The following is a 21,625-nucleotide window of genomic DNA, read 5'->3' as shown; positions in this document are numbered from 1 at the left end:
CCCCCGCCCAGTACCTGACGACGTGTGAAGCTCATTTGGCGACACGTGCTTCGTCGGCGGTAGAGACGTGCCACAACACGACGTGGACGTGCGGTTCCGGAACGCCGGGATGCCCGGCATTGTAGTAGATGTCGACATGGTCGACATTGCCGCCTGGCGCCTTGAGGTCGTCCAAACGCTTGTCCGGATTGAGATCCTTGATCGGCAGCATATAGATGGTGCTGACAAGCTTGCCGTCATGGTCATAGGCAAGGAACGGGCCGGCAGGCAATGTCGTCGGATCGACGAAAAGTTGGCCCATGCCCGGCAGGAAGTCGGGCAGCTTCACGAGCTTGCTGACCTGTTCGTAAGGAGCCGCTGGTGGGGCTTTGGTGACCTCATCCGCCGCCATGGCGCAAAGCGAACTGCCCGCTGTGAAGGCAACTGCGAGGATGAGTTTTTTCATCACGGTATCTCCTTGTTGAACTAAAAATGCGACCACCGTTGATCTATAGGAAGGTGGACAACCGATATTCATTGGTGAGACGGGCATATCGCGTCCAAACCAGCAAGCAGGAGACTGTTCCGGTCGTCAAACGAAATTAACTGTTGTCTCAGTGCACTATTTTTGCTCGTCAGATCGCGTACGGTTTGCTTGATTTCGAAAAATCTTTCACTACCTTCAAACTGCTATGCATATTTTTAACCTCGATTTCCGGCGAATGCCGAAACGCCTCAAAACGGGCCATTAACCCGGACGCGAGAATGTCCTGGCTTCGCGTCCGGGACGGCCAGGATCTCAACTTCATTCGAAAGTGATTTCGGCTTCTGCCTAAGCAGCGCGGCTGAACACTCATTTGTCGCTTGCGTTTGGATCGACGCGGAGGTTTGACCCTGATGATCTCCCCCATCTTGTCGGAAGAAGACATCTCGCTTGATCTTGTGACAAAAGGAAAGCAATCAGCCTTGTCGAAAATCGCGATCAGGATCGCTCGAAGGAGTGGACTTGACGAGAAGGTGGTTCTCCGCGGTCTTTTCGACCGCGAGCGCCTCGCCTCGACTGGCATCGGTCGTGGCGTGGCGATCCCGCACGCTCTGCTGGAGAACATCTGCTCGCCTGTCGCGTCTTTGACACGCTTGGCCCCGCCTGTGGATTTCGACGGTCCCGACGACGACCCAGTCGATCTCATTTACACTATCCTTTGGCCGCGCTCAGCCTCTTCCGCCTTCCTCCCTGCCCTTTCGCGAATATGCCGGCTGCTTCGGGCATCTCAGGTTCGGGAGCGGCTCCGCCTTGCACAATCCGCAGATGAGGCGTTGACGGTTCTCGAAACTCAGCTGCTCCCGAGTTCCACCAATTTGCATATTTCCCGGATCAGATGCTCGGACAGCGGACCGACAGCTTTCGCGTACCAACGAAGCCTACCGGCGCGGTCACGATCACCGCCACGCCGGCAAGCATTGCCGAGACTGTAAACATCACCACGGTCGCATTTGCTATGGCGATACTGGGACAAACATTCCTGTTTTTATGTCCTTGAGGACAACATTGGTGTGCATTCGCTTGATCTGTGGATTTTGGGACATGATCTGCGCGGTGATCTCGTCGTACTGCTCCACATCCTGTGCCGTGATGATTGCAACGAGATCCACTGATCCAGTCACATAGTAGACCTGTTGGATGTGATCCTGTTTCTCGACCCAAGCCCGGAATTTCGATAGAGCATCGTAGTTTTCGCGCTCGATCTCCATTCCGACAATGAACGTCATCGGACTTCCAGCAACCTTGCGGTCCACAAGGGCGATTTCCGCGGAGATGATCCGTTCCTCCCGCATCCGCTTAATGCGACGCTGAACAGCGGACGCTGAAAGGCCAACCATCTCTCCAATGGCTTCCGCCTTCATCTGACAATCCCGCTGCATGATCTCAAGGATGGTTCGGTCGAACTGATCCAGTAACTCCGCCATTTTCTCCTCGCGCCTGAGACTTTCCGCTGACTATAGTTCCCAATCGCGGTCAATCGTCAAAATTTGGCCGATGCTCGCTTCTCCCGCGACAATTGATGAGTTTTGCGCGTTCCGGGCATTTTGCCGGCTCAGCGTGCAGGCTGACCAGTTCTTTGGCCATTCTGCGAGCTTCGACCTGCCTCTCGGCTCGTTCATCATCATCCATCGCTCACGAGAGGAATTGGCATGACACAGTACAATATCGCGCTTATCGGTTTCGGCGGTGTCAACCGCGCCTTGGCCGAGCTGATCGCAGGAAGCAATGATCGTTGGAATGCCGAACTCGGCTTCCGTTTAAACATCGTCGCTGTTACCGATCTCCATCTCGGCTCAGTCATTTCTCCCAACGGCATCGACGCGCGCATGCTGGTGGAAACCAGATTCGCGAGGGGCGGGTTCGCACAACTGTCCGGCGGCAGTGCCGAAGCCGACAACGAAAAGGTCATCAAGCAGGCTCCGGCTGACATTGTCGCCGAGGCGACCTTCACCAATCCGGTCGATGGCGAGCCGGCCGTATCCCATTGCCGTTGGGCACTCGAAAGCGGCAAGCACGTCGTCACAACCAACAAGGGCCCGGTTGCCCTGGCGGCCACGGAGCTGAAGGCACTCGGGGCGCGGCACGGCGTGATGTTTGAACATGAGGGGGCTGTCATGAGCGGCACCCCGGTCATTCGTATGGCCCAAAGGACGCTCGCGGGCGCCGGGCTTCATGGTTTCGAAGGGATTCTGAACGGCACCTCGAACTTTGTTCTTGGCCGCATGGAGGGCGGGCTTTCCTTCGCGGAGGCGGTAAAAGAAGCAAAGGACCTCGGTTATGCGGAAGCCGACCCTACTGCCGATGTTGAAGGTCACGATGTCCGGTTGAAAGTCGTCATCCTCGCAAATGAACTACTCGGTGGAAAGCTGACGCCGCAGGACGTGGACTGCAAGGGTATTTCGGGCCTGACCGTGGCCGATATCGACGCGGCGACGCGAGAAGGCTATCGCTGGAAGCTGATCGGCTCGGCCTCGGTTCGCCAGGACGGTGGTATCGCAGCCCGTGTGGGACCGCAGCGCCTTGCGCTCGATCATGCGCTCGCCGCCGTTGGCGGGGCGATCAACGCCATCTCGCTCAAGACAGACCTTCTCGGCGCGGTGACGGTGACCGGACCCGGCGCAGGCAGGGTCGAGACGGCCTATGCGCTCCTCTCGGACATCATCACCATCCATCAGTGCCGCCCTTCCGCCGACAAGAAGGAGGCCGCGTGATGACCGCTGCAAAATTGCGTGTCGCCGATGTGTTCGAGCAGATAGCCGTCAGAAATCCCTATGATGGAACGGTGATCGGCAGCGTCGAAAGCACTGCTGCCAACCAGATTGCGGCGCTCATAAATCGCGCCAAAACCGGAGCTGTCTTGTCGCGAGCGCTGCCGAGACACCAGCGAGCGACTATATTGGAAAAGGCCGCCCGCGCCGTCGAGCGCCAGAACGAGGATTTTGCCCGCTTGATTGTACGGGAAGCCGGCAAAACCATCGTCCAGGCCCGCAAGGAAGCCTCTCGGTGCGTCAACACGCTGAAGCTCTCCGCGGAAGAAGCAAAACGCAACGCCGGTGAGGTCATTCCGTTCGACGCTTACGCCGGTTCCGAGGCGCGTCAAGGCTGGTTCACGCGGGAGCCGCTAGGGATCATCGCAGCGATTACTCCTTACAACGACCCGCTCAATCTCGTCGCCCATAAGCTCGGGCCGGCAATCGCTGGCGGCAACGCCGTCTTGCTGAAGCCGTCCGAACTGACCCCGCTTTCGGCGATCCGCCTTGTCGAAACGCTGGTCGAAGCCGGGTTGCCTCAGGAGATCGTCACGGTCGCTGTCGGCGGCGCCGACCTCGGCAGCGCGATCGTCTCGGCGCGCGATGTCCGAATGGTGTCGTTCACCGGAGGTTTTGCGACCGGAGAAGCAATTGCCAGGACAGCAGGGCTGAAGAAGCTCGCGATGGATCTCGGCGGCAATGCACCTGTCGTAGTCCTGGCGGATTGTGACTTCGCCAAGGCGGTCAATGCGTGCGTGTCGGGCGCGTACTGGGCTGCCGGCCAGAATTGCATCGGCACCCAGCGGATTATCATCCAGGCGCCGGTCTATGAGCGGTTCCGTGAAGCGTTCGTGGCTGGTACGCGCAACCTGCTTGCCGGCAATCCAGAGCGCGAGGATACCGACGTCGGCCCGATGATTTCGGAACAGGCGGCCAAACGCGCGGAGACGATGGTCGACGTCGCCATTACGGAGGGAGCAAAGCTCCTGTGCGGGCACTGTCGAGCAGGAACAGTCTATCAGCCAACCGTATTGGAAGGTGTGCCGAAGACATGTCGATTGTGGGTGGAGGAAGTCTTCGCGCCCGTCGTCCTCCTGCAATGCTTCGATACACTCGCCGATGCAATCGTGATGGCGAACGATCCCGAATACAGCCTGCACGCAGGCATCTTCACCAACAACATCGGCGACGCATTGGATGCCGCTGGGCAGATCGAGGCAGGAGGAGTGATGATCAACGACTCTTCCGACTATCGATTTGATGCCATGCCGTTCGGCGGTTTCAAGTATGGCGCCATGGGGCGTGAAGGCGTTCGCTTTGCCTACGAAGAGATGACACAGCCAAAAGTCATCTGCATCAATCGAGCCTAGGCTGGCTTTTCCGCATAAGAGCTAGGTTGAGCGCTCATCTTCCGCGTATCTGATAACAAATACGCGGGAAGGCCGCATACCGGGCCGGCTACTATCCGGCAAAACCCAATCAGAATTCCGCAGGGAACTACAGGCATGACGAAAAAGGCCCCTCCTGCCTTGCTCGTGGACAATGTCCACAAGAGCTATGCCAACCATGAAGTCCTCAGAGGGATATCGCTGTCGGCTGAGAAGGGCGATGTCATTTCGCTCATCGGGTCTTCGGGGTCAGGCAAAAGCACCTTTCTGCGGTGCATCAACTTTCTCGAGATTCCGGATCGCGGCCGCTTTGTCATCAATGGCGAAGAGGTTCTCATGAAGTCCGGCCAAGGCGGACCGGGGTATCCGGCCAACTGGCGGCAGATCGAGCGTATGCGGACCGGCCTGGCCATGGTGTTCCAGAGTTTCAATCTCTGGCCCCACCTGACGGTGCTCCAGAATGCCATCGAGGCCCCGGTTCATGTGCTGGGGGTGAGCCGCAGCGAGGCGATTGATCGGGCCGACAGTTTGCTTGCGAAGGTCGGACTTTATGAGAAACGGCACGCCTATCCGGCCTTCCTGTCGGGCGGCCAACAGCAGCGTGCGTCCATCGCGCGTGCCCTTTGTGTCGACCCGGCCGTGATGCTGTTCGACGAGCCCACTTCCGCACTGGATCCTGAACTTGTCGGCGAGGTCCTGAAGGTTATCCGGGATCTCGCGGACGAGGGCCGAACGATGCTCATAGTGACGCATGAGATGAAATTCGCTCGCGACGTCTCCAGTCACGTGATGTTCCTGCATCAGGGGCGTGTCGAAGAAGAAGGGTCGCCGGATCAAGTCTTCGGTGCGCCGATAACTGCCCGTTGCCGAGAATTTACCGGCGCGTTGAGCGGCTGACCCTCCCTGTTTCCAACCTGACGAAAACTCAAGAAAGGGGAATTGAATGAAATTGCTGTCCATCCTGCTGACAGGGACCGCGCTCGCGCTTTCAATCGCCACGGCGAGTGCCGAAGTTCGCTTTGGCATCATGAACGAAGCCTATCCGCCCTTCTTCACCAAAGACCCCTCCGGCAAGTGGGTCGGCTGGGAAATCGAGCTGATGGATGCTGTCTGCGCCGAGATGAAGGAAACCTGCTCTGTCGTCGACATGTCCTGGGACGGGCTCATTCCAGGGCTTCAGGCGAAAAAATTCGATGTCATCTGGTCGTCGATGTCGATCACCGACGAGCGCAAGCAGACGATCGACTTCACCGACAAATACTACAACACGCCGAGCAAACTGATTGGCGCCAAGGATGGCACGACCGGAGCTTCGCCGGATGATGTTTCGGGGAAGACGATCGGTATCCAGGTGTCGACCATCCAGTCCGAATACTACAAGAAATATTTCGCCGACAAGGCATCGGAAAAAACCTACACGACGCTCGATGAGGCGTTCCAGGATCTTGCCGCCGGCCGGATCGACTACGTCTTCGGCGATTCCATACCGCTATCGGAATTCCTCAAATCCGACTTCGGCAAGGAATGCTGCAAGGACATGGGAAATGTGAAAGACGATCCGGCCATCCTTGGATCGGGCATCGGCGGTGGACTGAGAAAAGGCGATCAGGCACTGCGCGAGAAGCTCAATGCAGCAATTACGGCTGTCAGAGCAAACGGAAAGTATGCGGAAATCTCGAAGAAGTACTTCGATTTCGACCCGTACGGTGAATGAGTGTGGCTACGGCAGACGACGTAAGCGCATCTGCCGTAGCCCGCTTGTCCGCCGGTTCTGTCTCGGGTCATTGGCCGGTGCACCGCCGGCGTTGTTCGCCGGCTGCGAAGCATCGCGCTTCGCGGCTCTCGTTCCCGCCCAAAAATCAAGGTTGAACTCAGATGTCGACCTCCCAGTCGATCCTGGAAATGCTTTCCCCCTATCCGCCTGGATGGGGCGGCGTGCTTCTCAAAGGCGCGCTTTCCACCATTTCGATATCGTTGGGTGCTTACCTTCTCGGGATGCTGATTGGTCTTGGCGGGGCTCTTGGCAAACTCAAGGGCAACCCGCCGGTCCTGCTTCTTCTCGACGTCTATACGACTGCGGTTCGGGCCATTCCCGAACTGATCCTGATTATCGGTCTGTACTATGCCGGCACTGACGGTCTGAACCGAATTCTCTCGAGCTTCGGGCTTCCCAATGTCGAGATCAACGGGTTTGTCGCGGCAATCGCAGTGCTCGGAATCGTCCAGGGCGCCTACATGACCGAAGTGTTTCGTGGCGCAATCCTGGCGATTCCTGTTGGACAGATCGAGGCCGCCAGTTCCTTCGGCATGCGCCCATGGTTGAGGTTTCGCCGTATCGCTCTGCCGGCATTGATCCCGAATGCCCTGCCTGGGCTTGCCAACCTCTGGATGTCGGTGACGAAGGACAGTGCGTTGATCGCGGTCGTCGGCTATCAGGAGTTGGCGCTCGCCACGCGGATCGCGGCCGGCAACACGAAGCACTATTTTCTGTTCTTCCTGGTCGCCGCTGCCGTCTATCTCGTCATCACGCTTGTCTCCAACGTCGTCTTCGGCCTCCTCGAGAGCCGCTATCGACGCGGGCAGCCGAAAACCGCTTAGGACGCTCGCGATGAATTTCTCATGGGTATCGTCCTATTGGCCGCTCATTGCCGCAGGCGCGGTTCAGACGGTCCTCCTTCTCGTCATTTCCGTCGGGGTCGGCTTCATTCTGGCGATCGGTCTTGCGCTCGCGCAGGTCAGCGGTCCGCGATGGCTGAAATGGCTTGCCCGTTGCTACTGCACCTGCCTTCGCGGCACGCCACTTTTGATCCAATTGTGGTTGCTCTATTACGGCATCGGTTCGCTGCTGCCGATGATACCAGGGCTGCGCGCGAGCTTCCTCTGGCCGATAGTGCGGGAGGGCTTCTTCTTCGCAGCGCTCAGTTTCACGCTCAACTACGCCGCCTATGAGGCCGAAGTCCTGCGGGGTGCGCTTCTCGCCGTCCCGAAAGGCGAGCTCGAGGCAGGTCGCTCGTTCGGTATGACTTCCTGGACGCTGTTGAGACGGATCTGGCTGCCTCGCGCCATACGTATCGCACTGCCGACGATAGCTGGCGAGGTGGTTCTGCAAGTGAAAGCGACACCCCTCGCCTTCACCGTGACAGTGATGGATCTCTACGCCGTCGCGTACAAGGTGAGGCAGGACACCCTGCTCGTTTATGAACCGCTGATGATCGTCACGGTGTTCTACATCTTGCTGACGCTTCTGATCACCCGCACCTTCAGGCTCGTCGAGGCGCAAATCCCGGTTCGCAGCTGAATTATCAGCTCGGCCCCAAGACGATGAAATTCCAGGAATTCTGCAGGAAGGTCTTCCATGTCCTCGAACATCTCTACTCCCTTCGCAACTGACAGTTGGGGCTCGAATGCACGCATGACGCAGTTGCCGCCCGTAAGCGGCGGTGTCGTCCTACGTCGGGAAACCCTGGCGCTCGACGGCGGACTGATCATCGATCCGATCACGAAGGCTATCGCGCCCAACATCTCAATGTCGGTCAACAACATGTTGGTTCCTGGTGACGGCGCCTTTTCCGCGGACGGGGTATCAGACCTGACTGCTCTGCCGTTTCTGTATGCCCGCTGGACCAATCCGACCGTGCGGCAACTCGAGCAGCGCATGGCCGCACTCGAAGGTGCGGAGGATGCGCTCGCAACAGCAACCGGCGTGGCCGCGATCGCAGCCACCTTCCTGACCTTTCTCAAAGGGGGGGACCATCTGATCATCAGCGACGTCTGCTATGCCGGCGCCTACGAACTGGCACACCGGATATTGCCCGAGTACGGGATCGAGGTGAGCGCCGTGAACATGTCGGTCATTGGCGACGTTGTCGCAGCCTTCCGACCCAACACGCGGCTCGTCCACTGCGAAAGCCCCTGCAATCCAATCCTGCGCCTGACCGATCTGGCCGAAGTCGCGAAGCTGGCACACGAACGCGGCGCGCTGGTTTCCGTCGATTCCACGCTTGCCACGCCGGTCGCGACCCGCCCGGCCGTACTCGGCATCGATCTCGTCATTCACTCCCTGACCAAGTTCATCAACGGGCACGGCGACGCCTTGGGTGGCGCCGTGTGCGGGCGCAAGGATCTGGTGGAAAAAATCCGCTCTCGTACTGGAGTTTATCTCGGCGCTTCTTTGTCTGCCCAGAATGCCTGGCTCATCATGCGCGGGATCGACACGCTCTTTCCCAGGCTCCGGACCATGTCCGCTTCTGCGATGCAGATCGCCCGTTTTCTCGCCAAGCATCCAAAAATCAGGTCTGTCACCTACCCCGGCCTGGAAAGCCATCCGCAGCATGCCTTGGCAACACGTCAGATGGATGTATTCGGGGGAGTTCTGACCTTCCAGACCGACGACCCGCAGGCGATGGCAGCCCAACTCGCTGACAGGCTCCGCGTAGCGCACTACGCCTTTTCGCTTGGTCACCAGCGCAGCATCGTTGTCCTTCTCGATACGAACGAAATGATGAAATCGACTTACGGTCTGCGGGGCGCTCAGCTCGACGACTACCGCGCCTTCGCGGGAGACGGCGTCTTTCGCCTTTCCATTGGCCTGGAGTCGGTGGACGACCTGATCGAGGATCTTGACCAGGCGCTGCGTGCCTAAGGCTCTTGCGCGAGGGGATATGATGACCGTTGAGAGGACCGAAACCGATATGCTCGGCGAGCGGGATCTGCCCGCCGACGCGCTGTTCGGCATCCACACGCTGAGGGCAGCGGAGAATTTCGACGTATCCGGAATCCGCCTGCGGGACTTCCCGGAATTCGTTCAATCGCTTGCCATGGTCAAAAAGGCGGCTGCACGAACCAACAAGGAGCTGCAACTACTGGCTCCCGATGTTGCCGATGCAATCGATCGAGCCTGCGATCGACTGATCACCTGCGAGGACCTCACCGACCATTTCCCGATCGACATGATGCAGGGAGGCGCCGGGACCTCGACCAACATGAACGTCAATGAGGTGGTCGCGAACCTGGCGCTTCTGGAGATAGGCAAGGTGCCGGGCGACTACGCCGCGGTTCACCCCAATGACCATGTCAACCTGTCCCAGTCGACTAACGATGTCTATCCGACGGCCATCCGGGTAACGGTGATGCGCGGCTGCGCCGCCGTGCTCGAAGCGCAGCAAAGACTGCGAGATACCTTTGGCAGAAAGGGTGAGGAATTCGCTAATATCGCCAAGGTCGGACGCACCCAGTTGCAGGACGCGGTCCCAATGTTCCTTGGTCAGGAGTTCGACGCTTTTGCCGAGACCATTGACGAAGACATAATCCAGCTTCGAAAAGCCATGGAACTGATGCGGGAAATGAACCTCGGAGGCACCGCCATCGGCACCGGCTTAAATGCGCCCGAGGGATTCTCAGTCAGCGCCTGCCGTCATCTTTCGGAAATTTCTCGGCTTGAAATGGTTCCGGCACGCAACTTCGTGGAAGCAACGTCCGACACCGGAGCCTTTGTGTCGTTTTCGGGCACGCTGAAGCGGATCGCTGTCAAGCTTTCCAAGATATGTAACGATTTGAGGCTGCTCTCCAGTGGCCCTCGGGCTGGCCTTGGTGAAATCAGATTGCCTCCGCGACAGGCCGGCTCGTCGATCATGCCGGGGAAGGTCAACCCAGTCATTCCCGAGATGATGAACCAGATTGGCTTTCAAATCATTGGCAACGATCTGACGGTGACACTGGCGGCGAGCGCTGGACAATTGCAGTTAAACGCGATGGAGCCCGTGATCGTTCTCAACATCCTGCAATCGATGCGACTTCTGGCGCGCGGCATGGATATCCTGCGCGAACGTTGCGTCGACGGCATCGAGGCGGATGCCGATCGCTGCCGCTTTCTCTATGATCAGTCGCTCATTCTGGCCGCATCGCTCAATCCAGTTGTCGGATATAGCAAGGCTGCGATCTTGGCCAAGGCGGCGCTCGCTTCCGGCACGAGCCTTCGCCAGGCTGCTGAGGCCGATGGCTCGTTCAGCCGTGCACAACTGGATCAGATTTTCGGCGTCGCGCAGTCCTCCTCTGTTGTGCTGAAACGCATTTAACTCCCGAATCGACCATGGCCGTATTTACCCAGCTTTCCGACGATGACCGCGAAGCGATTTCGGTCGCCTACGGCATAGCCCCGCTGACCTCGGTGATTGGCATCGCCGACGGAGATACCGAGACGACCTATCTCTTCCGGTCACAGCGGGGCGAGTACATCGTCACTCTGTTTGAAAACGGCGCTGAGCCGTTCGATCTTGAACGCGCGTTTCGGACCATGGAGTTGTTGTCGGCCGCGTGTGTTCCCTGCCCTAAAACGTTCCGCACCGAAACGGGCGGGGCGACGATCCGTCTGTCCGGGAAGCTCGTGGCGGTGGTCGGCTTTGTCCAGGGCACGCAATCGGCTTGCGCAAGCCCGGCCCAGTGTTTCGATCTCGGGCGGCGCCTCGCGCAGATCCATCGAACGCTGATGCCTGCCTCTCCCGAAAAGAGGGAGGGACTGCCAAGGGGACCAATCCATGGGGCGCTGTTTCCGGACAATGTGTTTTTTCTCGGCGATTGCGTCAGTGGCATCATCAATTTCAGGCTTCGCCATGACGATGTCCTGATCGCAGAACTGGCAGACGTGTTGGTTCGATGGACGATGCTGAGCAACGGGGCGCTGGATGGGGAGCGCGCGGAGGCAATTCTCAAGGGATATTGCCGCGTCCGCCAGTTGCAAGACAACGAGCGCCAAGCACTGGCGGCCTTTGCTCTCGCTGCGGCTGCGACTTGTATAGCTGTTTCGGAAGGTAGTATTGATCTACGGGTTCGTGCCGAGAACGCGTTCCTATCAGCGCAAAGCCTGTTTGCAGCTAGAGAAACTCCTATTGGTGCCGCATGAAAAGGCTTCTTGACCGGGCAGACGAGCGTATTCTTATGGAACTGACCAGGAACGCGCGTATTTCGCATGCGGACCTGGCCGCGAGGGTCAATCTTTCTCGCAACGCCGTCCGCCAGCGGATTGAACGCCTGGAGCGGGATGGCCTAATTCGGGGATATACGATCGTTGCAGGCGAAGGACGCATCGCGACTTCAACGATTGCGGCACTGATGTTTGTTTATCGCAATGACCGGATGCGGGGGGCCGACGTCATTCAAGCACTGCGACGGATCCCAGAGGTCGTCGCCTGCGACGTGATGAGCGGCGAATTCGACCTGGTCGTCCGTGTAGAGGCGACGGAGGCCGATCGCACACGGCAGATCTGGCAGGAGATTTCCGCATTGCCCGGTGTGCGAGACACCCTCACAGCGTTCGCGCTATCGTCGATGATCCGGCGTTGAACCTTTATGGATTCCCCTCCTTAGGCCGTGCGACCGATGGGAGGGATGTCCGACTTGGGGGCCGAGAGCGGGCTGTCCGCTTTCTGCAAGAAAGTCGAAAAGCCACCTTCTCCCGGAAGGCTAGTGCTTCAAGATCTGGCTGAGGAACAATTTCGTTCGCTCGTGGCGCGGGTGACTGAAAAACTCGTCGGGCGTGCCCTCTTCGACGATCTGCCCAGCGTCCATGAAAATGACGCGGTCGGCCACTGCACGGGCAAAACCCATCTCATGCGTTACACACACCATGGTCATGCCGTCGCGGGCCAATCCAGTCATGGTCTCCAGCACCTCCGAGACCATTTCCGGGTCGAGGGCAGAGGTCGGTTCGTCGAAAAGCATGACGTCCGGTTTCATGCACAGGCTGCGGGAGATCGCGACACGCTGTTGCTGGCCGCCCGACAGCTGGACCGGGAACTTGTTCGCCTGCTCGGGAATATGGACCCGTTCGAGGAACTGAATAGCGGTCTTGCGTGCTTCCATGGCGGAAACACCTTTGACCCACATTGGCCCGGCCATGCAGTTCGTCAACACCGTCATATGCGGAAACAGATTGAAGTGCTGGAACACCATGCCAACATTGGAGCGGACGGCGGCGACGTTCTTCATCTTGCCATGCAGAGCGACGCCGTTGACGACGATATCGCCGCCCTGATGCGCTTCGAGGCGGTTGAAGCAGCGGATCAGTGTCGACTTGCCCGAGCCGGACGGCCCGCAGATGACGATGCGCTCGCCTTTGTGGACAGTCAGGTTGATGTCCTTCAGCGCGTGGAACTGGCCGTACCATTTGGAAACTGCCCTGGCTTCAATGATAACCCGCGCGCTCATCGCACTTTGCTCCTGGCGTAGTGCCGTTCGATCCGCGACTGGATCAGCTCGAGGCAGATCGACAGCACCCAATAAATGATGGCGGCCGAGATCAGCATTCCATGTGCTGGAAGGTCTTCTGGCCGAGCATTCTTGCCAGGAACATCAGCTCCCAAACGCCGATGACGGAGACCAGCGAAGAATCCTTCAGCATCGAGATGAACTGGTTGCCGGTCGGCGGAATGATGACCGGCAATGCCTGCGGCAGGATGATGCGGCGCATGGTCAAGGCGAAGCCGAACCCATGGAGCGCGAGGCCTCCCATTGGCCCCGATCGATGCTCTGAATGCCGGAGCGGAAGATCTCGGTCATGTAGGCGCCGTAGCAGAGCGACAGCGCCAGTATGCCGGCGGGCACGGCATTGATGACGAAGCCGAGCTGCGGCAGCATCTCAGGTTCGAGAGCGGCTCCGCCTTGCACAATCCGCAGATGAGGCGTTGACGGTTCTCGAAACTCAGCTGCTCCCGAGTTCCACCAATTTGCATATTTCCCCGGAGGGGTTGGAGTTGTCTCGTATGGGGATGCAGCGCTGCCTTGCGGGGCGCGGTGCGATGGCCTCATTTCCGAGCACCCCTGACCGCTACACACCGCGATGATGCCCGAAACTTCCTCGTAGCCCCCCGTTCCCCGGCTGCATTGGCGACGGGCGAGCCAGCGGGCCACTAGGAACGCTGGAACTACGTGAGATGGCTGCGTGTGGACAATTTGGTGCAGTCTAGGCTTCGACTGGACGGGTGTCACACTACCGCATGGGAAGAGCGCTCTTTCTGGAAAGGAGACGAGAATGGTTAAGCCGAAGAAAAACGGCAAGGCAGTTTCAAGGCTGTTCGAGTCTAACATCAACCGTGACAGCAGCTTGCTGCCGATGCTGATCGGCGGGCTTGTCCTGAATCATCATCGGGGCAACCGTCGTTATGATGTTCGTTTAGTTTCGTAGGGATACCGACGCGAATAGCGGCCCTGACGCACACGCCATTAGGCCTGCTGATCAATTTGACAGGAGTCTGGTCTCGTTACGTGGATGTGTGGTGACGCGAAGCTCAACGGCGGGCGCGGTCGATGTTGCTGGGCGCGCATCCGTACGCCGCCGCGTATCTGCGCCTGCCCATCGCCCGCAGCCGGCATCGAGACTTATTACATTTTTGACCTTCGGCTCGAAAGCAGGAGGGGGAACGACTGGGCAACACTGTGGGACTTTCCGTGGGACTTTGCGTGCCGGACTCTGCCAATGTACGCTGTTCGTTCCGCTCTTCCATTTTGGGGCTTGCTCAAAATGGTTCGGAACCCTATGGGGATGCCGTTCGGAGTGTAGCGCAGCCTGGTAGCGCACCTGATTTGGGATCAGGGGGTCGCGTGTTCGAATCACGCCACTCCGACCAGTTTCCTGAACATCTTAGAGCCCGCGCTTCGGGAACCCTGTCGGCCTTCAGAAGTTCTGTTGCCATGGCCGACACTCCAAGGACCCCCACCATCGCCCGCATCTGGCGCGGCCGGACCTTGCCGGAAAAAGCCGACGATTATGAAGCTTACAATTACGAGACCGGCATCAAGCCGCTCATCGAAAAGGCAGTCGGCGTCCAGACATTTCGCGAGGACACGGCGACCCATTCCGAGTTCGTGACGATCTCCTATTGGGAGAGCATCGAGGCAATGGCGCGCTTCACCGGCGGCGGGCCGACCCAGGTCCACCACCTCGACCGCGACGCGGAATTCCTGATCGAGCTGCCGAAGAGCGTGCAAGTGCTGCGCTTGCTCACCAGCCATGGCAAGACGGGCTGAAGGTGTCCAGCATCGAGCAACAGGCCTTGATCTCTGAAGGGAGCCGTCGGCGTGGAACCGAGTAAACCCGCCGGGCGAGTCCCCAACAACCTCGAGCCCGGCGAGCCTACAACCCGATCTGCAATGTGACCGGGACCGGGATCAACCGGCCTCTTCCACACTGCAAGATGGATGCCAGGGAAATGGCTCGAAATGGGACAGCCACGATCGTCCCGCAACTCCGGACGGAAAACCGCTACGCACTTTTCCCGGAGTTGCTCTAGACTCCGGGCAAACGGGGCAAGGGGGACTCTGGATGCCTATTCTCGAGGCGCTGCTGTCGCTGATCGGCCCGGCCTATTTGGCCTATTATGGCTTCGCGGTTCCGGTCGCGGTCGCCTGGGCAATCCTGTGCGCTACTCTGTGGGTCTGGAACAACCGGCCGAGCAAGAGGCAGAATGGCAGCGTCGCCCCGTCGCGGATCGCCAGCCTAGTGCTCTTCGTCTTTGTCGCCGCATGCTGCGTGGCGACGCATACGGGGTCTATCTGCTGGCTCGGCATCTGGCCGGATTATGGGCGTAGAGAGCGCACAATCCCGGAACAGCCTTCCTCGACATCCTAAATATCGAACTCGCCCTGGCCCTCGTCCATGGCGCTGACGGTCTCGGCGGCGAGCGCTCGGGTGATCGGCGTCTTGCGCTCGAGAGCGGCGCGGTCGAGGCGCTCCACGACCCGCATGGCAGTCGCCAGCGAGCGTTCGATGCGCCGCACCAGATATTGCACGACATGCGGCTCCACCTCGACCTGGCGGTCGGCGAAGAGCTTGGTGATAACGCCGGCGAGCAGCAGGTCGTCCGGCTCGTGGATCTCGATGGTCGCAGCCGCTTTCAGCCGCGAGATGAGGTCCGGCAGCACGACGCGCCAGGCAGAGGGAAAGCGCCGCGCCGTCAGAAGCAGCGTGGAGCCGGCGCCGCGCACGGTGTTGATCAGGTGGAACAGGCCTTGCTCGTCGATCGGGAGCTTGTCGATGTCGTCGATCAGCGCGGGGCTCGCGCCAAGCCCGCCAATGTGCTCGCCGATGCTGTCGGGAGCGATGGCGACAGCGTGCGCATGCCCTTGCCAGATCTGGGCGAGATGCGTCTTGCCGGACCCGGGAGGGCCGGCGAGCACCACCACCGGCGCGGGCCAGTCCGGCCAGCGGTCGACCAGTGCTGCGGCCTGCGCATTGGCCCCGGAGACGACGAGCTCGTCGCGCGAGTAGCCGGTACCGTGGCCGAGATCGAGCGGCAGCTGGCGCGGTGGATCGGTTCGTTCGCCAGTCATTTCAGCCACGCGGCTGTGAGCGGCGGCCGCCGCCGCGATCCGCCGGCAAAGGAGGTGCTGGCTCTGTGGCATGGCCGTTGTAAAGCGGCGATTCGAGGTAGCGGGCAATCGCAAAGCGCACCAGCACGGCAATGGCCGCCGAAGCCGGCACCGCAATCAGCAGGCCGACGAAGCCGAACAGCGCACCGAAGGCAAAGAGCGCGAACATCAGCCAAACCGGGTGCAGGCCGACGCTTTTGCCGACCAGCCTCGGCTGCAGGATATTGCCCTCGATGAACTGGCCGACGAAGAACACGCAGACCACCGCCACGATCATCGTCCAATCCGGCCAGAACTGGACGAAGGCGACGCCGACAGCAAGCACCAGCCCGGTCAGCGAGCCCACATAGGGGATGAAGGAGATCAGCCCGGCGAAGAAGCCGATGAGGATGGCGAAGTTCAGCCCCGTCAGCGTCAGGCCGGTAGCGTACATGGCGCCCAGCACAAGGCAGAGCGTGCCCTGCCCGCGCACGAAGCCGGCGGTGGCGGTGTTGATGTCGCGGGCAAGCGCCCTGACCGTCTCGACATAATCTCGCGGCACCCAGCTGTCGACCACGGCCACCATCCGGTCCCAGTCGAGCAGCATGTAGAAGGCAACGACCGGGGTGACGACGAAGAGGCTGACCACCGAAACCAGCGCCACGCCCGAGCTCCAGATCGAGGTGAAGACGGTGGTGAGCAGCCCGAAGCCGGTGGTGAGCAGCGAGTTCAGTCCTTCGCGCAGGCTGGCCGCGTTGACACCAAAACGCTGCTCCAGCCACTTCGGGTCGAAGCTGGTGATGAGCGACTGCAGGCGGGTGAGGTATTCCGGCAGCTTGCGCGCGAAATCGGCCATCTGCGTGGCCAGCACAGGCACCAGGATAACGAAGGCGAGCACTACGACGACGACGAAGGCAATGAGGATCACCACCGTCGCCATCAGCCGGGAGAGGCCGAGCCGCTGCAGCCGATCGGCCACCGGATCGAGAAAATAAGCGAGCACCATGCCGGCGACGAAGGGCAAGAGGATGCCGGAGAAGACATAGAGGAACAGCGCCAGAAGCACGGCAACGATCAGCCAGAATGCGATCTGCCGGCGCAACGCGGTCGAGGCCGCGGCCGTCCAGGCTTCGCCGTCAGGTGTCCGTGCTGGAATTGCCCGACTTGGTGTTGCTCGTCCGGGAGCCTTCGCCATAGCCACTCATATGCCTTAGCCAGGCCACGAGATAGGCCGCGGCCGAAGCCACGGTCAAGACCCCGGAGAGCAATATGAGCGCCGGCCGGAGCGGATAGAGATGCATGGAAAAGGCAAGCTCGCCCAGCACAAGCGCCGCCAGCGCGATCTGCACGGCGGTGTTCACCTTGGAGACCAAGAGCGGCTTCATCTCGACCGGCTGCGCCATCACGCTGGACAAAAGCACCGCGCAGACGATCAGCGCGTCGCGCGAGACCATGGTCACGACAAGCCAGAGCGGCAGTTCCCCGGCATAACCCATGACGACGAAGACCGAGACCAGGAGGAGCTTGTCGGCGACCGGATCGAGATAAGCGCCGAGCCGCGAGAACAACCGGTAGCGGCGAGCGATGAAACCGTCGACGCCGTCGGAGATGCCGGCGACGAGGAAGCCGGCAAAGGCCCAGTCCCAGCGCGCCTGCAGCATGGCCAGCACCACGGCCGGCACCAGCAGCAGCCGCATGATCGTGATCATGTTGGGTATGGTCACGTGATGTCCCATCATGGGTTTTGTTGGAAGATAGTTGATGGAGATGAGAGGCGCACGCAAGGGAGGAGTTGCGGATCTCCCCGCTCGAGGGGGAAGATGGCCGGCAGGCCACAGGGGGTCGCCTCACGTCGATCGCCGACCTCCATCTCTGGCGCACAAGGCGCTGGAGCTCCACGCGAGGCGACCCCCCTCTGTCGCCTCCGGCGACATCTCCCCCTCAAGGGGGGAGATTGGCTCTCACGCGCCTTGCCCCTCGAAACCATTCATGCGATGAGCCCGCAATGGAAACAGGGATGAGCCGAAGATGAGCAACGGCGACAAGGCCAAGCGCAAGAACGGGCTCACCTATGCCGAGGCAGGCGTCGATATCGATGCCGGCAATCTCATGGTCGAGAAGATCAAGCCGCTCGTGCGCGCGACGCGCCGGCCGGGCGCCGACGGCGAGATCGGCGGCTTCGGCGGCCTGTTCGATTTGAAAGCCGCCGGCTTCACCGATCCGGTGCTGGTCGCGGCCAATGACGGGGTCGGCACCAAGCTCAAGATCGCCATCGATTCCGGCAAGCACGATACGATCGGCATCGACCTCGTCGCCATGTGCGTCAACGATATCGTCGTGCAGGGCGCCGAGCCGCTGTTCTTCCTCGACTATTTCGCCACCGGCAAGCTCGATCCGGACCAGGGCGCGTCCATCGTCGGCGGCATCGCGCAAGGCTGCCGTCAGGCTGGCTGCGCGCTGATCGGCGGCGAGACCGCCGAGATGCCCGGCATGTATCACGACAAGGATTACGACCTTGCCGGTTTTGCCGTGGGCGCGGCCGAGCGCGGCCAGTTGCTGCCCACCGACGACATCGTCGAGGGCGACGTGCTGCTTGGCCTCGCCTCCTCCGGCCTCCACTCCAACGGCTTTTCGCTGGTGCGCCGCATCGTCGACGCCAGCGGGCTTGGCTGGAGCGATCCGGCGCCGTTCAACGATGAGCTCAGCCTCGCCGAAGCGCTGCTCGAGCCGACGCGCATCTATGTGAAGTCGATCCTGAAGGCGATCCGCAACACGCATGGCATCAAGGCGCTGGCTCACATCACCGGCGGCGGTTTTCCGGAAAACATTCCGCGCGTGCTGCCCAAGGATTTCTCCGCCGAGCTCGACCTCGAAGCGATCGACGTACCGCCTGTATTCTCGTGGCTCGCCAGGACCGGCGGCGTGGCGCCGCAAGAAATGATGCGCACCTTCAACTGCGGCATCGGCATGATCCTCGCCGTTGCTTCCGGCCAGGCGGCGCAGGTGGCAGCGGTGCTGCAGGAAGCCGGCGAGACGGTGACGCCGATCGGCCGCATCGTGCCGCGCCGCGACGCCGGCGTCATCTACCGGGGCTCGATCGAACTATGAGCAGGAAACGCACGGTCGTCCTGATCTCGGGCCGCGGCTCCAACATGACGGCGCTGATCGCGGCAGCCAGCGACCCGACCTATCCGACCGAGATCGTCGGCGTCATCTCCGATCGTGCGAACGCCGCGGGCCTCGGCCTCGCGCAGTCGCGCGGCATCGCCACCAAGGTCATTCAGCGCGCCGACCATCCGAGCAAGGACGCACATGACGCTGCGATCGATGCCGCGCTTACCGGCTTCGGCGCCGAGATCGTGGCTCTGGCCGGCTATATGCGCATCCTCGGCCGCGGCCTGGTCGAAAAATGGCAGGGGCGCATGGTCAACATCCACCCTGCCCTTCTGCCTGCCTTCAAGGGGCTGGACACGCATGCGCGCGCCATCCGCGCGGGCGTGCGCATCCATGGCTGCTCCGTGCATTTCGTCACGCCCGAGATGGATGACGGCCCGATCATCGCCCAGGCCGCCGTGCCGGTGATGGTCGGCGACAACGAGGACACTTTAGCCGCGCGGGTGCTGAAGGTGGAGCACCGGCTCTATCCGCTGGCGCTAGGGCTGGTCGCCGAAGGCAAGGCGCGCATGGAAAAGGGCCACACCGTGCTTGCCCATTTCGCCGACGACGCCGACAACGCCACTTCAGTGGTGATGGCGCCCGACCCGCTGCGCGAGGAAACCGACCTCGAACAGCTGGCGCGCATCACGCCGTAGGACTGCCATGGCGACGCCCAGACAACTCCTTGTGCTGCGCCATGCCAAGTCGAGCCGGGACGATCCCAAGCTCGCCGATTTCGACCGTCCGCTCGCCCCGCGCGGGCTGAAGACGGCACCGCTGATCGGGCGCGAGCTTTCGCGGCGCGGCTGGCTGCCGGATCTGGCACTGGTCTCGCCGGCGCTGCGCACCCGCGACACCTGGCGACTCGTCGCCGCCGAATTGCCGAAGCATGGGCCAGCGGAATTCGCCGAGGAGCTCTACGCGGCGGCGCCGGCCGCCATCCTGGCGTGCGTGCGGCAGGCGAAAGCCACCAGCCTGATCGTGATTGGTCACAATCCCGGCCTGCAGAATTTCGTGCTGCGGCTCGCCGGCACCGGATCGGATGAGGGCGTGTTCAAAAAAGTCGAAGCGAAGTTTCCGACGGCGGCACTGGCCCGGTTCACGGTGAAGGAGGATTGGGCGAACCTCGACTTCGGCGGAGCGCGACTGACGCATTTCGTCAGGCCGAAGGATTTGGAATAGAGCGCCTCTGTGCGCAGCCGGGCCTATAGTCACGACACAAGCCGGCCTGCGGATAGCCGGCTCCATAAAAGCAGAGCGGCGGGACAAACCCGCCGCTTTCAGGTCTATCGACGATCGACCGTCTAGTGGTTGCCGAACAGATCGCGGTCGGCGCCCTGGGTAACCGGCTTCTGGACGTTCGCATCAGACTTCTTGACCGAAGCGGTGTACGAGGTATCGACCGAAGCAGCCGGCTGGTGGGCGTTGGCCGAACCGTAGTTGTCGGAACCGGCGAAAGCGGCACCGGTGGCAACGAGAAGGGCAGCGGCGGTAAGAGCGATCTTGGTCATTTCAGTTACTCCAGATTTGAGGGGTGAGTTTGAAGAGGTCGGGCTGGCGGCCGGTTAGTGGTTGCCGAACAGGTCGCGGTCGCTGCCCTGGGTGACGGGCTTCTGGACATTCGCATCAGACTTCTTGACCGAAGCGGTGTACGAGGTGTCGACCGAAGCAGCCGGTTGGTTGGCGTTAGCCGAACCGTAGTTGTCGGAGCCGGCGAAAGCAGCACCAGTGGCAACGAGAAGGGCAGCGGCGGTAAGAGCGATCTTGGTCATTTCAGTTACTCCAGATTTGAGAGTTGTGGTTCTGATCGGTTCGGGACGGAGGCCTAGCGGCCCCAAATGCCCTGGCCGGATTCCGGCTGGTTCTGATCGGGCGTGATCCTGAGATCGCGCTGCTCGAACTTGCGGATCGAACCGGTGATGCTGCGGTCGATGTTGTCGCCCGACCGCGGCGCAACCGACTGGGTGACGGCCGGCTGGTTGACGTTGTCGGAACCGTAATGGTCGCTGCCGGCGAAGGCGCTGCCCGTGGCAACGAGAAGGACCGCGGCGGTAAGAGCAATCTTGTTCATTTTAGGTACCCCAGATTTTCAAAATTCTGTCCGTCAAGTGGCGTGCCGTAATGGAAATTCGCGTCGCTCGGACCACCCCGAGATGGGTCGGTCCTGTTGCCATTTCCAATCACGAAGATGTGCAAATCGAACCGTTCGGTTCGACCTTGAAATCGCGTGAACAGCGCGGCTGCCACATTCTTTTGTTTGAATATCAACTACTTGCAGTGTTAGCCGACGAGGTTTCACGGTCTGGACAACGAGCCAGCGTTCACCTGAGTTACACGAACCGTCAACATAAATTGAACCGAACCGTTCGGTTTTATCCATCGCGCGAGCGAATTGGGCCTTCAGGCTGACCGACGGAACCGATTTCAGCCGGCGTTTGCCTTGTCCGCGGATCGAGACTATCGATTGC

Annotated in this window: 27 protein-coding genes, 1 tRNA gene and 1 pseudogene; 18 read left to right on the top strand and 11 right to left on the bottom strand. The window is 60.6% G+C overall.

The annotated features are described in order from the left end of the window. Positions 1 to 31 precede the first annotated feature (31 nt). The gene (locus tag EOA75_RS09615; RefSeq protein ID WP_127216081.1) at positions 32 to 445 is read right to left on the bottom strand and encodes a DUF5602 domain-containing protein; all 414 of its coding nucleotides are present in this window, start codon (positions 443 to 445) and stop codon (positions 32 to 34) included. Positions 446 to 876: 431 nt separating this feature from the next. On the opposite strand from EOA75_RS09615, the gene EOA75_RS09610 reads away from it, so the two are divergent. Then, the gene (locus tag EOA75_RS09610; RefSeq protein WP_127324141.1) at positions 877 to 1,455 is read left to right on the top strand and encodes a PTS sugar transporter subunit IIA; all 579 of its coding nucleotides are present in this window, start codon (positions 877 to 879) and stop codon (positions 1,453 to 1,455) included. Between the two features lie 21 nt (positions 1,456 to 1,476). Here EOA75_RS09610 and EOA75_RS09605 read toward each other — a convergent pair whose 3' ends face one another. Further along, complete coding sequence (locus tag EOA75_RS09605) at positions 1,477 to 1,947, bottom strand: Lrp/AsnC family transcriptional regulator (RefSeq protein ID WP_067330495.1); 471 nt, start codon at positions 1,945 to 1,947, stop codon at positions 1,477 to 1,479. A gap of 225 nt (positions 1,948 to 2,172) precedes the next feature. Between EOA75_RS09605 and EOA75_RS09600 the strand changes: the two genes are divergently transcribed. The 10 genes from EOA75_RS09600 to EOA75_RS09555 all read left to right on the top strand — a co-directional run bounded on the left by EOA75_RS09600 (position 2,173) and on the right by EOA75_RS09555 (position 11,999). Beyond that, positions 2,173 to 3,234, top strand: a complete 1,062-nt coding sequence (locus EOA75_RS09600) for a homoserine dehydrogenase (RefSeq protein WP_127324140.1) — start codon at positions 2,173 to 2,175, stop codon at positions 3,232 to 3,234. Continuing rightward, complete coding sequence (locus EOA75_RS09595; RefSeq protein ID WP_127324144.1) at positions 3,234 to 4,643, top strand: aldehyde dehydrogenase family protein; 1,410 nt, start codon at positions 3,234 to 3,236, stop codon at positions 4,641 to 4,643. Before EOA75_RS09600 ends, EOA75_RS09595 begins: the two co-directional genes overlap by 1 nt. A gap of 135 nt (positions 4,644 to 4,778) precedes the next feature. Further along, the gene (locus tag EOA75_RS09590; RefSeq protein ID WP_127324139.1) at positions 4,779 to 5,558 is read left to right on the top strand and encodes an ABC transporter ATP-binding protein; all 780 of its coding nucleotides are present in this window, start codon (positions 4,779 to 4,781) and stop codon (positions 5,556 to 5,558) included. 46 nt (positions 5,559 to 5,604) lie between these two features. Further along, complete coding sequence (locus EOA75_RS09585; RefSeq protein WP_067330488.1) at positions 5,605 to 6,375, top strand: transporter substrate-binding domain-containing protein; 771 nt, start codon at positions 5,605 to 5,607, stop codon at positions 6,373 to 6,375. A 161-nt stretch (positions 6,376 to 6,536) separates the two neighbouring features. Beyond that, complete coding sequence (locus tag EOA75_RS09580; protein WP_067330484.1) at positions 6,537 to 7,259, top strand: ABC transporter permease subunit; 723 nt, start codon at positions 6,537 to 6,539, stop codon at positions 7,257 to 7,259. A 10-nt stretch (positions 7,260 to 7,269) separates the two neighbouring features. Next, a complete protein-coding gene (locus EOA75_RS09575; RefSeq protein ID WP_127324138.1) occupies positions 7,270 to 7,959 on the top strand; it encodes an ABC transporter permease in 690 nt (229 codons plus the stop codon). 114 nt (positions 7,960 to 8,073) lie between these two features. Continuing rightward, complete coding sequence (locus EOA75_RS09570; RefSeq protein ID WP_127324143.1) at positions 8,074 to 9,303, top strand: aminotransferase class I/II-fold pyridoxal phosphate-dependent enzyme; 1,230 nt, start codon at positions 8,074 to 8,076, stop codon at positions 9,301 to 9,303. Positions 9,304 to 9,325: 22 nt separating this feature from the next. Then, a complete protein-coding gene (locus EOA75_RS09565; protein ID WP_127324142.1) occupies positions 9,326 to 10,735 on the top strand; it encodes an aspartate ammonia-lyase in 1,410 nt (469 codons plus the stop codon). A gap of 14 nt (positions 10,736 to 10,749) precedes the next feature. After that, the gene (locus EOA75_RS09560) at positions 10,750 to 11,559 is read left to right on the top strand and encodes a phosphotransferase (RefSeq protein WP_127324137.1); all 810 of its coding nucleotides are present in this window, start codon (positions 10,750 to 10,752) and stop codon (positions 11,557 to 11,559) included. Further along, positions 11,556 to 11,999: an Lrp/AsnC family transcriptional regulator gene (locus tag EOA75_RS09555; protein ID WP_127215640.1), complete on the top strand. Its 444-nt coding sequence runs from the start codon at positions 11,556 to 11,558 to the stop codon at positions 11,997 to 11,999. Before EOA75_RS09560 ends, EOA75_RS09555 begins: the two co-directional genes overlap by 4 nt. A gap of 120 nt (positions 12,000 to 12,119) precedes the next feature. Here EOA75_RS09555 and EOA75_RS09550 read toward each other — a convergent pair whose 3' ends face one another. Together EOA75_RS09550 and EOA75_RS09545 are read right to left on the bottom strand one after the other, a co-directional pair. Next, complete coding sequence (locus EOA75_RS09550) at positions 12,120 to 12,863, bottom strand: amino acid ABC transporter ATP-binding protein (RefSeq protein WP_127324136.1); 744 nt, start codon at positions 12,861 to 12,863, stop codon at positions 12,120 to 12,122. Beyond that, positions 12,860 to 13,289, bottom strand: a pseudogene (locus EOA75_RS09545) (amino acid ABC transporter permease); the annotation flags it as partial. The gene EOA75_RS09550 and the pseudogene EOA75_RS09545, both read right to left, overlap by 4 nt. Before the next feature lie 397 nt (positions 13,290 to 13,686). On the opposite strand from EOA75_RS09545, the gene EOA75_RS33940 reads away from it, so the two are divergent. The 4 genes from EOA75_RS33940 to EOA75_RS09530 all read left to right on the top strand — a co-directional run bounded on the left by EOA75_RS33940 (position 13,687) and on the right by EOA75_RS09530 (position 15,282). Further along, the gene (locus EOA75_RS33940; RefSeq protein ID WP_164747329.1) at positions 13,687 to 13,839 is read left to right on the top strand and encodes a hypothetical protein; all 153 of its coding nucleotides are present in this window, start codon (positions 13,687 to 13,689) and stop codon (positions 13,837 to 13,839) included. Positions 13,840 to 14,204: 365 nt separating this feature from the next. After that, positions 14,205 to 14,281 (top strand) — tRNA-Pro (locus tag EOA75_RS09540). 64 nt (positions 14,282 to 14,345) lie between these two features. After that, a complete protein-coding gene (locus EOA75_RS09535) occupies positions 14,346 to 14,681 on the top strand; it encodes a hypothetical protein (protein WP_067330472.1) in 336 nt (111 codons plus the stop codon). Positions 14,682 to 14,976: 295 nt separating this feature from the next. Beyond that, positions 14,977 to 15,282 carry a hypothetical protein gene (locus EOA75_RS09530; RefSeq protein WP_245466595.1) on the top strand — a complete coding sequence of 102 codons (306 nt, stop codon included), beginning with the start codon at positions 14,977 to 14,979 and terminating at the stop codon, positions 15,280 to 15,282. On the opposite strand, the gene hdaA is transcribed toward EOA75_RS09530, so the two are convergent. The 3 genes from hdaA to EOA75_RS09515 are packed head-to-tail and all read right to left on the bottom strand — an operon-like array spanning position 15,279 to position 17,725. Further along, entirely contained in the window at positions 15,279 to 15,983 is a 705-nt protein-coding gene (gene hdaA / locus EOA75_RS09525) for a DnaA regulatory inactivator HdaA (protein WP_127324135.1), read from the bottom strand. The genes EOA75_RS09530 and hdaA overlap by 4 nt on opposite strands. 1 nt (position 15,984) lies before the next feature. Beyond that, on the bottom strand, positions 15,985 to 17,196 hold the full coding sequence (locus tag EOA75_RS09520) for an AI-2E family transporter (RefSeq protein ID WP_067330460.1): 1,212 nt from the start codon (positions 17,194 to 17,196) through the stop codon (positions 15,985 to 15,987). Next, positions 17,138 to 17,725 carry a CDP-alcohol phosphatidyltransferase family protein gene (locus tag EOA75_RS09515; protein ID WP_067330741.1) on the bottom strand — a complete coding sequence of 196 codons (588 nt, stop codon included), beginning with the start codon at positions 17,723 to 17,725 and terminating at the stop codon, positions 17,138 to 17,140. The genes EOA75_RS09520 and EOA75_RS09515 overlap by 59 nt, the downstream gene beginning before the upstream one ends. A gap of 304 nt (positions 17,726 to 18,029) precedes the next feature. Here EOA75_RS09515 and purM point away from each other — a divergent pair, with 304 nt between their 5' ends. From purM to EOA75_RS09500, 3 genes are read left to right on the top strand one after another with little or no spacing between them, the layout of a single operon-like run. After that, positions 18,030 to 19,109: a phosphoribosylformylglycinamidine cyclo-ligase gene (gene purM / locus EOA75_RS09510; protein WP_067330457.1), complete on the top strand. Its 1,080-nt coding sequence runs from the start codon at positions 18,030 to 18,032 to the stop codon at positions 19,107 to 19,109. Continuing rightward, the gene (purN, locus tag EOA75_RS09505) at positions 19,106 to 19,813 is read left to right on the top strand and encodes a phosphoribosylglycinamide formyltransferase (protein WP_066995863.1); all 708 of its coding nucleotides are present in this window, start codon (positions 19,106 to 19,108) and stop codon (positions 19,811 to 19,813) included. The genes purM and purN overlap by 4 nt, the downstream gene beginning before the upstream one ends. 7 nt (positions 19,814 to 19,820) lie before the next feature. After that, the gene (locus EOA75_RS09500) at positions 19,821 to 20,339 is read left to right on the top strand and encodes a histidine phosphatase family protein (RefSeq protein ID WP_067330453.1); all 519 of its coding nucleotides are present in this window, start codon (positions 19,821 to 19,823) and stop codon (positions 20,337 to 20,339) included. A 122-nt stretch (positions 20,340 to 20,461) separates the two neighbouring features. On the opposite strand, the gene EOA75_RS09495 is transcribed toward EOA75_RS09500, so the two are convergent. The 4 genes from EOA75_RS09495 to EOA75_RS34485 form a co-directional block, all read right to left on the bottom strand. Beyond that, entirely contained in the window at positions 20,462 to 20,668 is a 207-nt protein-coding gene (locus EOA75_RS09495) for a DUF680 domain-containing protein (RefSeq protein ID WP_067330449.1), read from the bottom strand. A gap of 54 nt (positions 20,669 to 20,722) precedes the next feature. Continuing rightward, positions 20,723 to 20,929, bottom strand: coding sequence for a DUF680 domain-containing protein (locus EOA75_RS09490; RefSeq protein WP_066995857.1), 207 nt, complete (start codon positions 20,927 to 20,929; stop codon positions 20,723 to 20,725). A 53-nt stretch (positions 20,930 to 20,982) separates the two neighbouring features. Continuing rightward, a complete protein-coding gene (locus tag EOA75_RS09485) occupies positions 20,983 to 21,228 on the bottom strand; it encodes a DUF680 domain-containing protein (protein ID WP_066995852.1) in 246 nt (81 codons plus the stop codon). Between the two features lie 33 nt (positions 21,229 to 21,261). Next, positions 21,262 to 21,625 (bottom strand): hypothetical protein (locus EOA75_RS34485; RefSeq protein WP_206516981.1); only part of this gene is annotated, 364 nt, incomplete at its 5' end.

This window comes from Mesorhizobium sp. M1A.F.Ca.IN.022.07.1.1 (assembly GCF_003997575.1).
Taxonomy (GTDB): Bacteria; Pseudomonadota; Alphaproteobacteria; order Rhizobiales; family Rhizobiaceae; genus Mesorhizobium.
Note: the sequence above shows the minus strand (reverse complement) of the source record. Positions and strands in the feature narration are given on the sequence as shown.

Excerpts from the sequence above, each read along its gene's own strand:
- EOA75_RS09500 (WP_067330453.1), top strand. The coding sequence starts at position 19,821 with ATGGCGACGCCCAGACAACTCCTTGTGCTGCGCCATGCCAAGTCGAGC.
- EOA75_RS09615 (WP_127216081.1), bottom strand. The coding sequence starts at position 445 with ATGAAAAAACTCATCCTCGCAGTTGCCTTCACAGCGGGCAGTTCGCTT.
- purN (WP_066995863.1), top strand. The coding sequence starts at position 19,106 with ATGAGCAGGAAACGCACGGTCGTCCTGATCTCGGGCCGCGGCTCCAAC.
- EOA75_RS09590 (WP_127324139.1), top strand. The coding sequence starts at position 4,779 with ATGACGAAAAAGGCCCCTCCTGCCTTGCTCGTGGACAATGTCCACAAG.
- EOA75_RS09535 (WP_067330472.1), top strand. The coding sequence starts at position 14,346 with ATGGCCGACACTCCAAGGACCCCCACCATCGCCCGCATCTGGCGCGGC.
- EOA75_RS09580 (WP_067330484.1), top strand. The coding sequence starts at position 6,537 with ATGTCGACCTCCCAGTCGATCCTGGAAATGCTTTCCCCCTATCCGCCT.
- EOA75_RS09530 (WP_245466595.1), top strand. The coding sequence starts at position 14,977 with ATGCCTATTCTCGAGGCGCTGCTGTCGCTGATCGGCCCGGCCTATTTG.
- EOA75_RS09495 (WP_067330449.1), bottom strand. The coding sequence starts at position 20,668 with ATGACCAAGATCGCTCTTACCGCCGCTGCCCTTCTCGTTGCCACCGGT.
- EOA75_RS09565 (WP_127324142.1), top strand. The coding sequence starts at position 9,326 with ATGACCGTTGAGAGGACCGAAACCGATATGCTCGGCGAGCGGGATCTG.
- EOA75_RS09605 (WP_067330495.1), bottom strand. The coding sequence starts at position 1,947 with ATGGCGGAGTTACTGGATCAGTTCGACCGAACCATCCTTGAGATCATG.
- EOA75_RS09595 (WP_127324144.1), top strand. The coding sequence starts at position 3,234 with ATGACCGCTGCAAAATTGCGTGTCGCCGATGTGTTCGAGCAGATAGCC.
- EOA75_RS09585 (WP_067330488.1), top strand. The coding sequence starts at position 5,605 with ATGAAATTGCTGTCCATCCTGCTGACAGGGACCGCGCTCGCGCTTTCA.
- EOA75_RS33940 (WP_164747329.1), top strand. The coding sequence starts at position 13,687 with ATGGTTAAGCCGAAGAAAAACGGCAAGGCAGTTTCAAGGCTGTTCGAG.
- EOA75_RS09485 (WP_066995852.1), bottom strand. The coding sequence starts at position 21,228 with ATGAACAAGATTGCTCTTACCGCCGCGGTCCTTCTCGTTGCCACGGGC.
- hdaA (WP_127324135.1), bottom strand. The coding sequence starts at position 15,983 with ATGACTGGCGAACGAACCGATCCACCGCGCCAGCTGCCGCTCGATCTC.
- EOA75_RS09610 (WP_127324141.1), top strand. The coding sequence starts at position 877 with ATGATCTCCCCCATCTTGTCGGAAGAAGACATCTCGCTTGATCTTGTG.
- EOA75_RS09555 (WP_127215640.1), top strand. The coding sequence starts at position 11,556 with ATGAAAAGGCTTCTTGACCGGGCAGACGAGCGTATTCTTATGGAACTG.
- EOA75_RS09520 (WP_067330460.1), bottom strand. The coding sequence starts at position 17,196 with ATGGCGAAGGCTCCCGGACGAGCAACACCAAGTCGGGCAATTCCAGCA.
- EOA75_RS09550 (WP_127324136.1), bottom strand. The coding sequence starts at position 12,863 with ATGAGCGCGCGGGTTATCATTGAAGCCAGGGCAGTTTCCAAATGGTAC.
- EOA75_RS09490 (WP_066995857.1), bottom strand. The coding sequence starts at position 20,929 with ATGACCAAGATCGCTCTTACCGCCGCTGCCCTTCTCGTTGCCACTGGT.
- EOA75_RS09575 (WP_127324138.1), top strand. The coding sequence starts at position 7,270 with ATGAATTTCTCATGGGTATCGTCCTATTGGCCGCTCATTGCCGCAGGC.
- purM (WP_067330457.1), top strand. The coding sequence starts at position 18,030 with ATGAGCAACGGCGACAAGGCCAAGCGCAAGAACGGGCTCACCTATGCC.
- EOA75_RS09600 (WP_127324140.1), top strand. The coding sequence starts at position 2,173 with ATGACACAGTACAATATCGCGCTTATCGGTTTCGGCGGTGTCAACCGC.
- EOA75_RS09570 (WP_127324143.1), top strand. The coding sequence starts at position 8,074 with ATGACGCAGTTGCCGCCCGTAAGCGGCGGTGTCGTCCTACGTCGGGAA.
- EOA75_RS09560 (WP_127324137.1), top strand. The coding sequence starts at position 10,750 with ATGGCCGTATTTACCCAGCTTTCCGACGATGACCGCGAAGCGATTTCG.